Here is a 14,202-nt window from a genome sequence, read left to right as displayed (position 1 = left end):
TAACGCCTCCTTGAGATGCATGCCCGAAACCTTACGCGTTGCGCCCGTAGGTCCCACTGGTCGTAATCTCGTTATCCGCAAACGAAACCACCGAACTGGTCTTTTCGTAGAAGTGAGGCGCCCGCGCCAACAGCCCGTCGCGGGTATAGAACTCATCGTCTTGGGTAAGGGGCAGACTGACCGGCTGGCTGGTAATGGCCGATTTGTAGATGGCGGTAATCAACTCCAGCGTCCGCCGTCCCTGCATACCATCAATTAGGACCGGCTGACCGGTTTCAATCGCGGTCAGAACGTTGTCAATCTGACCCGTGTGCGCCTCGTAGCGAACCTCGGGCAGAGAATCGTAGAACGATTGAATCTCCGCCTCGACGTCGCTCGCGCGCTCAGGGAATCCGTTTTCACGCGAAACCGAGGCATACAACCGCCAGGGCATCGCCACCATCGCCTTTTCGGTCTGAAACACGAGCTGCTGCTCCTGACCGTGGTGGACGACCGAGCTGGTGATTTGAGCCAACGCCCCGTCTCCAAAACGCAAGAGTGCCAGCGAGATGTCCTCGACTTCCGCGTTGTCGTGGGCGAGGTTTGCCATGACGGCGGTGACCTGCGTCGGCATGCCCATCATCCACTGCAGGGCGTCGATGTGGTGGACCGCGTGATTCAGGGTGCAACCGCCGCCTTCACTGGCCCATGTGCCGCGCCACCACAAATCGTAGTAGCTGTGCCCCCGCCACCAGTGCGAGTCCACCTGGGCATGTAGGACCTTGCCAGCCACACCGGCCTCCAGCACCTGCTTAAGCTTCATCATCGGCGTGCGGAAGCGGTTTTGCGCCACCACCGACAACACCTTCCCCGATTCGTCCGCAGCGCGAATCATCTCGTCACACTCGGCCAGGGACGCGGCCATGGGCTTTTCGACCAGGACATGCTTGCCCGCCTTCAAACACGCACAGGTGATCTCCTTGTGTGTCCCCGGCGGGGTGCAGACAGAAACCAGTTGAATCTCCGGATCGTCCAAAAGGTCCTGGTAGTCTTTAAGCGCGCGTGCCGTCAGGTGGTAACGGAAAATCTGCTGTTCCGCCTTCTCTGGATACACATCCGCCACGGCGACAATCTGTACCCGATCTGGAAACGTTAGGTACGCCTCAATGTGACTGCTCGATATCGCGCCAGCGCCGATTACGGCCACCTTGGTCATGACTACGCCTCCCTGTTCTATGTAAAGTCGAGCCTCTCACAAACCGTCGAAGAGAGCGAATCCTTTCACAGCCAAGTCTATTGTATACTTGCATGCAAGTCAAGTGGGAAAAAGGGGGCTTGACAGACTTTTTGAGCTACTAGCTTGAAGGGGAATTTTGATAGAATGAAAGGCGAGGACAGGGAATCGTGCGCGTGCCTTGCCGAAGCCGAGATCATCGGCGAGGAGGTGAGGTGCGCATGGGATGGATACAAGCAGCACGTGCTCTTGTACAAGCGGCTGGTGCCTTGGCCCGCCTGTACCTCGACTGGATCGAGTGTAAGAGACGTAGCTAAGTCGGAGGAATGGCAAGGCCACCTGTGATTCGCGGTCACAGGTGGCCTCCGGCTCAGGTAAGGCCGCTCCCGATAACGTTTCCCTGTCCTCAGTATATTTCCCGCAAAGTTTCGTTGTCAAACGGTTTTTAAAGATTGTCCGGAAAGGGGGCCTGAACGGTCTACTCCACCGTCGACAGGACCCGCCAAAACGCCGGTTTCGGTGCGCCCTCCCCGGTAAACAACAGTGGCCAGTTCCCCCGGCCACGCACCGGAAAGTCGTTCAACCAGCTCAGGTCGTCCGTTGTTCCCCAGAAGGTCACCGAATCGATGACATTCCGGTATTCTCGAAACACCCGAAAGATGTCCGCGTACCGAGCGGCCTGCCGCTCCAAGAGCTCCTCCGGCGGCTCGGCCCAGCGCTCTGTGTCATTCCAGGCAAACAACGAGACATCCAACTCCGTCACCTGCAGCCGCAGGTTCAAGCTGGCAAACCGTTCGATGGTCCGACGAATCTCGTCTAAAGAAGGGCTGTCCAGTCCCCAGTGCCCCTGCATCCCGATGCCGTGAATCGGCACCCCAGATTCTTTCAGGCCACGCACCAGGCGATAGATTTTCTCCCGTTTGTCCGGGTGGCATTCGTTGTAGTCGTTGTAAAACAGCTGCGCCTCCGGGTTGACCTCGTGCGCCATGGTAAACGCCTCGGCGATGTACCCGTCGCCGAGGATGGACCGCCAAGGAGACTCCCGCAGCCAATCCCCGCCACCGTCCGCGACGGCTTCGTTGACCACGTCCCAGGCGTACACCTCTTTTGGCCACCGCCCCATGACCCGCTCCATGTGCTCGCGCAGTCTGCGGCGCAATTCATCCGGACGCACCGGCTGCCCGTCTTCACCCGCGAACACCCAGTCCGGGGTTTGGTTGTGCCAGACCAACGTGTGGCCGCGCACCACCAGGCCGTGTTCGACCGCGAACCCCACCAGTCGATCCGCCTCGTCAAACCGATACCGATTGGGCTCTGGGTGCACCTCGCTGAATTTCATGTGGTTTTCCGGGGTGAGACTGTTAAAATGGTGAGCCAACAGCTGCCCGTGCCGGGTCAGCGCCTCCGGGCTCACCGCAGCGCCGATGCGAAAGTCCGCCGCAAACGCCTCCGCCAACGACGGCGCCAAAGGTGTGTACTTCGACTCAGCCATGGTGGTCACTCTCCTCTCACTGGCGGCGCATCTGTGCGCACGACCCAGACTTCTCCAGGATTCAGCTGAACCTCTCCCGCCAGACGACGGCTGGACAGGATATCTGTTCCAGACGCAGTCAGATTCAGGGTGACCGGTTCCGTTCGATGGTTGACGACAAACCGGTGTACCTGCTCACCCGCTTGACGGTCCACGACCTCCACCCCAGCCGGGGCGTCAAGCAGCGGTTGAATCCCTTGTTCAGCACATACGTGTTGAATCAGTTCCGTCAACACCACCGCATCTGGGCAGGTCGCCAGGTAGTACGCGCGCCCCGCTCCGAAACGGTTCTCGGTCAGGCACGGCATCCCCGCGTAAAAATCCTCCCCGTAGACAGCCAAGGCCGTAGCCCCCTCAAGGTGAACGAGATCGCACAACAGGCCGCACTGATAGGCACCCTGCAATCGCCCCAGCGGCTGCACAAACCGCATATGGTTGGACTCCTCCGGCATCAACGCGTCCGTTTCCTCGACCCATAGTCCCAAAAGGTCCCACCATTCCCCGGGCGATCCACCCGTGAACACGCGGTCGTGCTCGTCCACGAGGCCGCTGAAAAAGGTGGTGACGAAGGTGCCCCCCGCGCGCACGTGGGCCTTGATGCGCTCGCTGAAGCCGGGGTGCAGCAAATACATCAAGGGCGCCACCACGACCTTGTACGAGGAAAAGTCCTGCCCTGGGTGAAGAATGTCCACCGGCAGGTGCTGTTGCCAGAACGCTCGATACACCTGCTCCACGAAGGGGACGTATTGCAAATCCTGGCTTGGCCCACTCGACATCTCGAGCGCCCACCAGTTCTCCCAGTCGAACAAGATGGCTGCCTCGGCCCGACGCACCGGTCCCAACTGCTGCGGCGAAACCTTTTGCAACTCCTCGCCCAGCTGCGCCACGTCGCGAAACACGCGGGTGTGTTCATGTCCGGCGTGGCTAATCACGGCCCCGTGGAACTTCTCGCATCCGGCGACGGACTGACGCAGCTGGAAGTACATCACTGTGTCCGCCCCGTGCGCTACGGCTTGCCAACTAAGGCGACGCAGCTCACCCGGCCGCTTCACAGCGTTGTACGCCTGCCAGTTCTGCTGGTTGGGTGTCTGTTCCATGAGCATGAATGGCTGGCCGTTTTTTAAGCCGCGCATCAGGTCGTGGCGAAACGCAATCGACGCCATGTCCGCGTTTTTGACCGGATAGTTGTCCCAGGAAACGATATCCAGATTGGGCGCCCAGGCAAAATAGTCGAGCGGCTTGAACGTCCCCATCAGGTTGGTCGTAACCGGGATGTCCGGAGTGAACAACTTGAGGATGTCGTACTCGGCCCGATAACAGGCCAGGCTGCTCTCCGACATAAACCGCATGTAGTCGAGGGACATCCCAGGCAAAACGCTAGAATCGGCCGGGCGGGATCGCGGAATGTTATTGGACCGGTTGTCGGGCGGTACGATTTCCTCCCAATCGCGATACAGGTGGCCCCAGAAGGCCGTGTTCCAGGCCTTGTTCAAAGCCTCCAGCGTCTTGTAGCGCGCCTTCAGCCAGTCCCTCCAGACGTCCGCACAGACGTCGCAATAACAATACGTTCCGTATTCGTTACCCACGTGCCAGGCAATCAAGGCCGGATGATGGGCATAACGATCCGCCAGACGGCGCACTAATTCGGCGGCGAAGTGACGATACACTGGACTGTTGGGACAGAAGTTCACCCGACCACCGTGCCGCCGCCGCATCCCGTTTTTGTCCACCGGGAGCATCTCCGGGTACTTGTGCGACATCCACGGCGGCTGAGCGGCAGTGGCCGTCGCCAGACAGACATGGATGCCGTTATCCCAGAGCTTATCAAGGAGCGCATCCAGCCAGGCAAAGTCATACACATCTTCCGCCGGCTGCAGGCGGGACCACCCGAACACCGGCAGCGTGGCCACGTTTAGGTGGGCCAGCCGGAACAGGCGCATGTCTTCCTCCCAAACCTCTTCCGGCCACTGGTCTGGGTTATAGTCTCCGCCATATAAAATGGTAGGAAAAACAGGATACGTCGCCGCTTTCTCGGCTGTCATGCGGCCCCCTCCCTGTCACAGTGTGACCAAGGTTTTGACGTACTGCCGGTGCGCGCCGGACCTCAGGCACTCCGGCAAATCCGCTAAGGGAATCCGGTGTTCGGTAAAGACCTCCAGCACGTCCTGGCGACGGCGTAGCAGCTCAATGGCCGCCGGGAATGTATTAGCATACCGGAATACGCCCTGTACGGAGACCTCGCGCAAACAGAGGTCCAGCCCGTCCAACTGGACTGCGCCCGGCGCGCCCATCCCCACCAGGACAATGCGCCCGCCGGGCCGCACCGCCTTTTGCCCCCAGGCCACCGCGGGTCCACTGCCGCTGCAATCGATGACCACGTCAAACTGCTCCTGCCGCTCGGCATCGAAGGTCAGCGTCGTGAAACCGAAACGCTGAGCAACCTGCAAGCGGTTCTCCTGTATGTCACAGAGCGTCACCCTGGCTCCTTCCGCATCGGCCGCCAGCGCGGTCAACAGGCCAACCGGCCCGGCCCCAAGAACCAACACCCGCGCCCCCAGGTGCAGCTGCGCCTTGCGGACGGCCGCAATCCCCACCGACAACGGCTCCGCCAGACTGGCTTCCGCCGGCGTCAATCCGTCCGCCCGATAGGTGAACGCGGCCGGGTGATTGACCAGCTCGGTCATGGCCCCGTCGACCGGCGGGGTCGCGAAAAATTTCACGTCCGGGCACAGGTTATACCGCCCCTCTCGACACGCCGGGCACTGTCCGCAGGGAATCCCCGGTTCCAGCGCCACAACCGCGCCCACCGGTAAATCGACGCCCGGGCCGACCGCCGTAATCACGCCGCCCACCTCGTGGCCGAGAATCATCGGCTCCTTCAATACGAACGATCCGATGGCTCCTTCCTGGTAGTAGTGCACGTCCGATCCACAGATGCCTACGGCCTTGACGGCGACCTGCACCCATCCAGGGGCGGGATCGCCAGGCGTTGGGATGTCGTCAATGACCAGGTCCTTTACCGTCCGTAACACGGCTGCCTTCAAGCGCTTTCACCTCAATGGGTCCAGGGGTGCCATGACAGCACCCTGAACGAAGTAGATTGGCGAGAGTCCCGACAGGTTAAACTCAGAGTTGACCGCCGGTCATAACTTGCACGCGCGTCGTGAACACCTTCTCTGCCTCCACTTGGGCTGTCTCCCCGATGACGGTGAAGCTGCCCTGCAGGCGGATGTCCTCACTGGAGGCACCCACCATGACCTCTATCTCTCCCGGCTCCACCACATACTCCAGTGCGCGGTTGTAGAATCCCAACTGGTGCGCGGAGAGTGTGAACACCACCTGAGCCGCTTCGCCCGCCTTAAGGTGAACGCGAGCAAAGCCCTTCAGCTCTTTTACCGGACGGGTTACGTCGGCTTCGGGGTCACGGAGATAGAGTTGAACCACTTCCTCCCCATCGCGATCCCCGACATTCTGAATGGTGCAGGTGATGTCCACCTGGCCGTGCACATCGACCTCAGCGGCAGAAATCTGGAGATTGCGATACTCGAATCGAGTATAGCTTAGGCCATGGCCGAACGGGAACAAGGGTTTGGTGCTCTCGTCCAGGTAGCTGCCTGTCCAATGGGAACGTCCACCCGACAGCTTGTGTCCGTAGTAAACGGGTAGCTGCCCGACAGATCGGGGCACACTGATGGGCAGGCGTCCCGCCGGGTTGACATCGCCAAACAGGACATCGACCACCGCCTCGGCCCCTTCTTCCCCGGGTAGCCAGGCTTCCACGACGGCCTGCACATGCTCTGCAATCCAGGGAATCGCAAGCGGACGCCCGCTGACCAGCACGACGACGGTCGGGGTACCCGTGGCCACAACCTCCTGCACCAGCCGCTCCTGGTCACCAAGTAGCCCCAGGGTTGCCCGGTCGCGGGACTCACCGGTGGTGCACTCCGCAGTCAGCCCGGCCTTGTCGCCGACCACGACCACCGCGACGTCTGCTTCCTTGGCCGCTGCCACGGCTTGCGACAAGTCGGCTCCGGTCTCCTGCACGTCGCAGCCTTTCGCGTACACGACCTCAGTGTCCGATCCGACCTTGGTCCGCAGCGCCTGCAAAATACTGTTCATGCGGACAAACTCGTCGACCGTCGTCACGCTCTCTGGCATCGGCGTATCGAACACGTTGTCTTCGTCCCACTCGAGCAGGGTTTCGATGTGGCATGGATACGCATAGTCGCCGACCAGGTTGCGTGTACTGTCCGCGTTCGGCCCAATGAGGGCAATCTTCGCCACGTCGGGACGCAAGGGGAGCAATCCGTCATTCTTGAGCAGCACAATCGATTTTTCCGCCGCCTCCCGCGCCAATTGGCGCTGTTCTGCGTTGTCAAACACGGTGAGGGCTCGCCCTTCATCGACAAACGGGTGCTCGAACAAGCCAAGACGCATCTTCATCGTTAGCACACGACGGACCAGGGCATCCACTTCGCTCACGTCTAGGCGTCCCGCGGCCACCGCGTCGATGAGTGGATCGGCATACACATCCCGGCTCGGCAGTTCCACGTCGACCCCAGCCTTGACGGCCAGCTCAGCCGCTTTGACCTTGTCTCGTGCCACCCGGTGATACTCAAACAACTGGTTGATAGCGAAGTAGTCGGAGACGACGATGCCATCGAACCCCCAACGCCCGCGCAGGGTATTCGTTAACAGTTCCTGCGAGTCGTGACACGGCACCCCGTCCAGCTCGTGGTAACCGGGCATGATGGACGCCAGTCCCGCCTCACGCACCGCTGCTTCAAACGGATACAAGAACACCTCCCGCAGCTCCCGCTCTGGGATGTGCGCGGGCGCCCAGTTCATGCCACCCTCCGAGGCACCGTAACCGACAAAGTGTTTCCCAGTGGCGACCACCCCTTCACGCAGGTTGTCGCCTTGTAGCCCCTTCACGTAGGCAATCCCCATTTGAGCCACAAGATACGGGTCTTCCCCAAACGTCTCCTCCACACGTCCCCAACGGGGATCACGTGTGACATCGAGCAACGGCGCCAATGCCTGATGCGCCCCTGCCGCCCGCATCTGGGTGCGAATCACTTCCCCAATGCGCCGAACCACATCCACATCCCAGGTGCTGGCCACGCCAATCGTCTGCGGAAAGCAGGTCGCCCCCTGGGCCATATAGCCGCTGCACGACTCCTCGTGCACCATGGCGGGAATCTTCAAGCGTGTGCGGTGAATCAGGTAGGACTGAATCTGATTGGCAAGGCGCGCAGTCTCCTTAGGCCCCAGGTTGGTGGCGCCGCCGATGCGCGTCACCTGGCCGATACCATGCTGCATTAGCCGGCCCGCCTTTTCTTCCGAAAAGCTGAGGCCGTCCAGCACCTCGTAGGCCCAAAAGGACGTCAGCTGCGCCACCTTTTCTTCAAGGGTCATCTGCCCGATGAGATTGTCCACACGTTCCTCTATGGATAATGTGGCATTAAGATACGGTGCGGTCATAGGTAGCAGACCTCCAAGTGTTGTATTTTCAGGGTCAGGCCTGGTTCCACGTATTCCTCTCTGCCAATCGCACTTCGAATCAACTTCGAGCCTTCTATTTCCCAAATCCCGCCAACATCCCTTGGAGTAGGTAACGCCGGCCAAAGATGTAGGCCAGAATGAGCGGAAGTGCGGACAAAATGACTGCCGCCATGATGACTGGTACATTGATTGTATATTGACCTTGGAAACTCACGATGGCCAATGGCATCACACGCGACTGGTCACTCTGCGTGAGCACCAGTGGAAATAAGAAGTTGTTCCAAGCTTGCACGAAATCGTAGATACCGACCGAGACAAGCGCAGGACGGGTTACCGGAATCACCAAGTGACGGAGGACTTGAAAGTCTGTCGCCCCCTCCAACTGCATCGCTTCATATAGTTCTTTGGGCACATCTCGGATAAAATTGACAAGAATCAAGATGGTCAGTGGCAAGCCAAAGGCAACTGAAGGAAGAATCAGCCCAAGCAGGGTGTCATAGAGGCCTAAATGACTCACCATGATGTAGATGGGAATGATGGCCGCTTGAATCGGTAGGGCCAAGCCAACGAGAAAGACCTGAAACAGGAGGCGTACGACGCGGTTCTCCGTTCGCACCACGACAAACGCAAACAGGACAGCAAACAAGACAATGAAGATGACGCTCGCTACCGATACAATCAGGCTGTTAAAAAAGTAATGTCCAAAATTCGCCTGGAGGACGGTTGCATAGTTTTGGAAGGTGGTGTTACTCGTTGGTAGCCACGGGTTTCCAACCAGAAACCCTTGCTGCGAACGCAAGCTGGTCATCAAAATATATAGAATGGGATAAAACGAAACCACCAACCAGACGATACCAAAGAGAGCTCCCACGACTCGCCAAAACACGGGAGGCCGTCGAACCGAAGATGCTCGTGCAGGCTTACGTTGGACTTGGATAGCCTCTATCATACCGTTCACATCCCTTCCATCTGGCTCTCCATGCGGTTGAAGCCGGTGGCCCGAAGCATGATCAGTGAGAGCAAGACGCCCGCAATTGCAAGAATGACCGCCAATACACTGCCGTAGCCAATGTGCTGATTGACAAACGCCTGCTTGTACATATCCATGGCCAAGACGTTGGTGGCATCACCCGGTCCGCCACTCGTTAGGACATAGATTAAGTCAAAGTAAGTCAGAGACCCCGTTAGGATCAAAATGCTCGACGTTGCAAACGTGTACTTCAACTGGGGCAGGGTAATGTGAAAGAAAATCTCAAGGGGCCGCGCTCCATCTATCCGTGCAGCTTCATACAACGAATCTGGAATTTGTCGAGCCCCGCCTTGATATAACAAAGTATGGAATGGGATAAACTGCCACGCAATCACCAACGCAACAATGAAAAGGGCGACGTGCGGGTTACCCATCCAGTTCTGCATTCCACTCCCAATGTGCAACGCTTTTAAGAGGGCAGTTACCAAGCCAAAGTTTGGATTGAAAATGTAGGACCATGTAATGCCGATTGCCGTCGAAGAAAACAGCAAGGGAGTAAAGTAAAAAACGGCCAATACAGCCCGATGTCTCTGGCCACTCGCCAGGTACACACCGAGCAATAGACTGAACGGCGTTTGTATCAACCATGACAAAATCATCACCCAAATGGTTAGGCGCAACGCCTTCAAGGCTTCCGTATCATGAAACACCTGCGCCCAATTTGCCCCGCCGACCCATGTTGCCTTACCAATTCCATTCCAATCGAGCCCGCTGAAGTATACAGCCATGACCATCGGAACGAGGGCAAAAACAGCGAAAAACACGACAGCCGGCGTAATCATCAGCCAACGCTGCATGTTCATACGTGTAGTCATAGTGGTCCCCCCCTTGCCTGGCGCTGCCGCTGCAGCGCCAGGCCGTTCACTACATTACTTTTGCAGATACTTGTTCATGTCCGCCGAGAACTGTTGGGGAGTCATCTGTTTCAAGAAAAGCTTGTCCAGATCCGTCAACAACTGTTGAGCCTCTGTTGGCGGCAACGCTTGGTCCCAAGACATTTGGAAGTTTGGTGCATTTCTTACCAAGTCGTACACAAACGTCATGTAATCCCCGTTGTCCGCACTCTTCAGTTCGCTTTCAATACCGGTGACGGGCGGGACCTGGCCTTGCTTGATGAAGTTCTTCACCGTTTCATCATTGAGGACCGCATCTTTCAAGAAGGTCACAGCCGCATCCTTATTCTTGGAATCCGTAGCTATCGAGTAATAGTTACAGGGGTTTCCGGCAATGTCTGCCGGGTCACCTTTTCCACCGGTAACTGCCGGAAACGGCATCCAACCCAGGTTTCCGTTTTCAACGAAGGACTTGTTGTTCGTGAGAATTCCGGAGAACTCCCAGCTCCCCATCAGTTCCATAGCAGCCTTACCCGTGTAAAGTAGCGCAGTCGAAGACCCATCGTTTTGCCCAACCGAGTTGAATCCGGGTTCAAATCCACCCGCGTCGACGAGCTGTTGGATCATTTGGTTGGCCTTGATGACAGCCGGGTTGGACCAAGCGTTTGGCTTTCCTGCCACGATATCGTTAAAGACCTGGGGTCCACCGATTCGATCAACCAAATATTCCTCCCACATTAAATCCGGCCACTTGTCCTTGGCACCCAACGTAATCGGGATAACTCCATGCTGCTTGAATACCTTTACATCCTTCAGCAGGTCATCCCAGGTCTTCGGCGGCGTCAGGTTGTATTGTTTAAACAAGGACTTGTTGTAAAAAAGAAACACCGGCTGAACGTAGTTGTTCGGAACACCGTAAATCTTTCCATCAAATGTAACCGGCTTCATCACGGATGGAAGAAAACGGTTTTTCCACGACGGATTTTGATTTAGGACAGAGGTCAAATCATAGACGTCACCGGCATCAATATAGGACTTGAGCGTGCCTCCACCCCAACCGAAAAAGATATCCGGCGGATTGTGTGCGCCCATCGCAACCTGTAACTTCTGTTTGTACGGATCATTTTCGAAAAATTGAACCTCTGCATCAATCTTGGGATGCTTTTGATCAAAACCGCTAACCATGTCTTTGACCACGGTCTGTAAGTCTCCCGTTTGAATGTCCCAGAGCGTTATCTTTGTCTTCCCTGCTGCACTCACCGAAGAACCAGTAGAAGTGTTGGATGCGCCTGAATTTGCTGTCCCGCACCCAGCAGCGAGGGCCGTGAGCGCCAAAACCGCCGCAGCCATACCAAAGCGCTTTCTCTTTGCCAATGTGTGCACCCCCGATGTTCGTTTAATTAATCAACAAACAATCTATTAGGAGATTATTCGCGAGCACTCGACAGATTCCTGCTTCATGTTGCAAAAAAGTTTTTCTTTCATTTCGCATCGTTTCCATCCCCCCGTGAAAAGGTTTTCGCCTGATTCACGTCGAACTAGCAGACGGTTGTGAAGTTTACAAGTTACATTAAATGCAAATGCGTGTCCGGAAAGGGTTAGGCTTTCCGGACAGCCTCTTGAAGGAGTGACCCATGTGCCCATCTCGTATGACGCCTCGTGCCGTCAATTTCACTTACAAACCCCAAATACCAGTTATGTCCTTCAGGTGACAGAGGAGGGTTACGTAACCCACCTATACTGGGGACCTCGTTTGCGAAACCCACGGCTGCAGGATGCGGTACGCCTCGTTCCACGGGCGTTTTCACCCAATCCGGACCCCAATCGTCCGGAGCTTTCGCTGGATACACTGCCGCAGGAGTACCCGGGCGCAAGTTCAGATTTTCGCGCGCCCGCGTTTGTCGTCGGGCAGACGGACGGATCGACCGTGAGCGACCTGCGATACCAGACCCACCGCATCCTCCCGGGCAAACCAAAACTCGCTGGTTTGCCGGCCACCTACGTGGAATCTGCAGATGAAGCAGAAACCCTGGAACTCGACTTGATGGATGATGTCAGCGGTCTTACGGTGACGCTGGTCTACAGCGTGTTTCGGGATTTCGACGCGATTGCCCGATCCGTTCGTTTCCAAAACCAAGGTACGCACCCGCTGCAACTCCTCGAGGCGCACAGCGTCAACGTCGATTTTGCCGACGATGCCTTCGACCTTCTGCACCTTTCCGGGGCTTGGGGACGGGAGCGGCACGTGGTCCGCCAACCCCTGCGCCCAGGTACACAATCGGTGGAAAGCCGGCGCGGAACCAGCAGTCATCAGCACAACCCGTTTCTCGCCCTCCTGCGCAAAGACACCGACCTCCATCACGGCGAGGTCTACGGGTTGAATCTCGTGTACAGTGGAAACTTTCTGGCTCGCGTCGAGGTGGATCAATTCGCGACCGCGCGCTTGTCCCTTGGCATCCACCCGTCCCAGTTCGCGTGGCGGCTCCATCCCGGAGACACCTTCCAGACACCGGAAGTGGTCATGACCTTCTCCAACCATGGGCTTACGGGCATGAGCCAGACGTTCCACGCGCTTTATCGATCCCGCCTCTGCCGTGGCACCCATCGAGATAAACCGCGCCCGATTCTCATCAACAGCTGGGAGGCAATGTACTTCGACTTCGACGTGCCCGGGTTGGAACGGCTGGCCAAAGAGGCGAAAGAACTCGGCATCGAACTGTTCGTCCTCGATGACGGGTGGTTTGGGAAACGCAACGACGATACAACGTCCCTGGGGGACTGGGTGGTAAACCGCGATAAGATTCCCTGTGGTCTGGATGGACTCGCCCAGCGCATTCACGACCTCGGCCTCTCCTTCGGACTGTGGGTGGAGCCGGAGATGGTCTCACCGGACAGTGACCTTTTCCGTGCGCATCCGGATTGGTGCCTGCACGTCCCGGGCCGGAACAAGTCCCTCGGGCGCAACCAACTGGTGCTTGACCTGTCTCGGGACGAGGTCTGTGATTACGTGATAGAGACGATGACCCAGGTGTTTTCCAGCGCCCCGATTGACTACGTCAAGTGGGACATGAACCGACACCTGACCGAAGTCGCATCCGCAGCCTGGCCGGCCGACAGACAAAAGGAGGTGGGTCACCGCTACATCCTGGGCTTGTACCGAATTCTCGAGACACTGACAGCACGGTTCCCGCACATCCTGTTTGAGAGCTGTTCTGGGGGAGGCGGGCGGTTTGATCCCGGCATGTTGTACTACATGCCGCAGACGTGGACCAGCGATGATACGGATGCCTGGGAACGCGTCTATATCCAATTTGGCACCAGCCTTGTCTACCCCCCGGTCACGATGGGCGCTCACGTCTCCAGCGTGCCAAATCACCAAGTCGGGCGTATCACACCCTTGAGAACCCGAGGCGATGTGGCGATGTCCGCCAATTTGGGCTATGAACTGGATGTGAGCAAACTTGGCGAGACGGAGAAACAAGAGATCCGCCGGCAAATCGCAACCTACAAGGCCATTCGCTCATTGGTGCAATTTGGGGTGTACTATCCGCTGCAGAGCCCGTTTGACGGACCGCAGGCGGCGTGGATGTTCGTCTCGGCGGATCAACGCGAAGCGGTCGTGTTCTGGTTTGGCAGTCTGGCCGAGCCCAATGGCCGTCTGCGTCGTGTGCGGCTTGCAGGACTTCGCAAAGACCTCACGTACCAAGTCTCCGACAGCGTTTCTGCGACAGACTTGAGAGGTCAACCGGAAACGGATTCCGAACGGCCGCAGCCGGTACGGGTGAATGGAGATGAACTGATGGCCTTTGGACTCGCGGTTCCATATCCCGATCAGGACTTCCAAAGCGCCTTCTGGCACCTGCGCGCGGTGGAAGAACCGACAGATGTGCCTGCAACCGACAGCCGTTCGTAACCGAGAAGCGTGCATTCAATGGTTGACCGAACAAACTATTTATGGTTTCCTGGCAAAAAGGGACTGGGGGCCGGTAGACGCCCCCAAGACCCGAATTACACTCGCGCGTGCGGTTGAAGCCCAATGTGCCGCCATACGCGCAACAGGAAACCGAATCTAGATAGAGGAACGAGTACA

Annotated in this window: 9 protein-coding genes; 1 reads left to right on the top strand and 8 read right to left on the bottom strand. The window is 57.7% G+C overall.

Annotated features, from left to right (window positions below; all coding sequences use genetic code 11):
• Window positions 1–31: 31 nt before the first annotated feature.
• From H522_RS0106790 to H522_RS0106750, 8 genes are all read right to left on the bottom strand, one after another.
• Window positions 32–1,195: a Gfo/Idh/MocA family protein gene (locus H522_RS0106790; RefSeq protein WP_026961748.1), complete on the bottom strand. Its 1,164-nt coding sequence runs from the start codon at window positions 1,193–1,195 to the stop codon at window positions 32–34.
• A 496-nt stretch (window positions 1,196–1,691) separates the two neighbouring features.
• Window positions 1,692–2,705, bottom strand: coding sequence for an endo-1,4-beta-xylanase (locus tag H522_RS0106780; protein WP_026961746.1), 1,014 nt, complete (start codon window positions 2,703–2,705; stop codon window positions 1,692–1,694).
• Window positions 2,706–2,710: 5 nt separating this feature from the next.
• Window positions 2,711–4,786 (bottom strand): beta-galactosidase, encoded by a 2,076-nt coding sequence (locus H522_RS0106775; RefSeq protein WP_051343987.1) that lies wholly within the window; start codon window positions 4,784–4,786, stop codon window positions 2,711–2,713.
• Window positions 4,787–4,801: 15 nt separating this feature from the next.
• Window positions 4,802–5,788 carry an NAD(P)-dependent alcohol dehydrogenase gene (locus H522_RS0106770; RefSeq protein WP_026961744.1) on the bottom strand — a complete coding sequence of 329 codons (987 nt, stop codon included), beginning with the start codon at window positions 5,786–5,788 and terminating at the stop codon, window positions 4,802–4,804.
• An 82-nt stretch (window positions 5,789–5,870) separates the two neighbouring features.
• A complete protein-coding gene (locus tag H522_RS0106765; RefSeq protein WP_026961743.1) occupies window positions 5,871–8,228 on the bottom strand; it encodes a glycoside hydrolase family 3 N-terminal domain-containing protein in 2,358 nt (785 codons plus the stop codon).
• A 94-nt stretch (window positions 8,229–8,322) separates the two neighbouring features.
• Window positions 8,323–9,198 (bottom strand): carbohydrate ABC transporter permease, encoded by an 876-nt coding sequence (locus H522_RS0106760; protein ID WP_035452952.1) that lies wholly within the window; start codon window positions 9,196–9,198, stop codon window positions 8,323–8,325.
• 5 nt (window positions 9,199–9,203) lie between these two features.
• A complete protein-coding gene (locus tag H522_RS0106755; RefSeq protein ID WP_035452950.1) occupies window positions 9,204–10,094 on the bottom strand; it encodes a carbohydrate ABC transporter permease in 891 nt (296 codons plus the stop codon).
• 54 nt (window positions 10,095–10,148) lie between these two features.
• Window positions 10,149–11,495 (bottom strand): extracellular solute-binding protein, encoded by a 1,347-nt coding sequence (locus H522_RS0106750; RefSeq protein ID WP_245578045.1) that lies wholly within the window; start codon window positions 11,493–11,495, stop codon window positions 10,149–10,151.
• A 253-nt stretch (window positions 11,496–11,748) separates the two neighbouring features.
• Between H522_RS0106750 and H522_RS18025 the strand changes: the two genes are divergently transcribed.
• Window positions 11,749–14,025, top strand: coding sequence for an alpha-galactosidase (locus H522_RS18025; protein ID WP_051343986.1), 2,277 nt, complete (start codon window positions 11,749–11,751; stop codon window positions 14,023–14,025).
• The last annotated feature ends 177 nt before the right edge of the window (window positions 14,026–14,202 follow it).

Origin of the sequence: Alicyclobacillus herbarius DSM 13609 (genome assembly GCF_000430585.1) — a bacterium.
GTDB classification, from domain to species: Bacteria; Bacillota; Bacilli; order Alicyclobacillales; family Alicyclobacillaceae; genus Alicyclobacillus_G; species Alicyclobacillus_G herbarius.
This window is presented reverse-complemented; position numbering and strand designations above follow the sequence as displayed.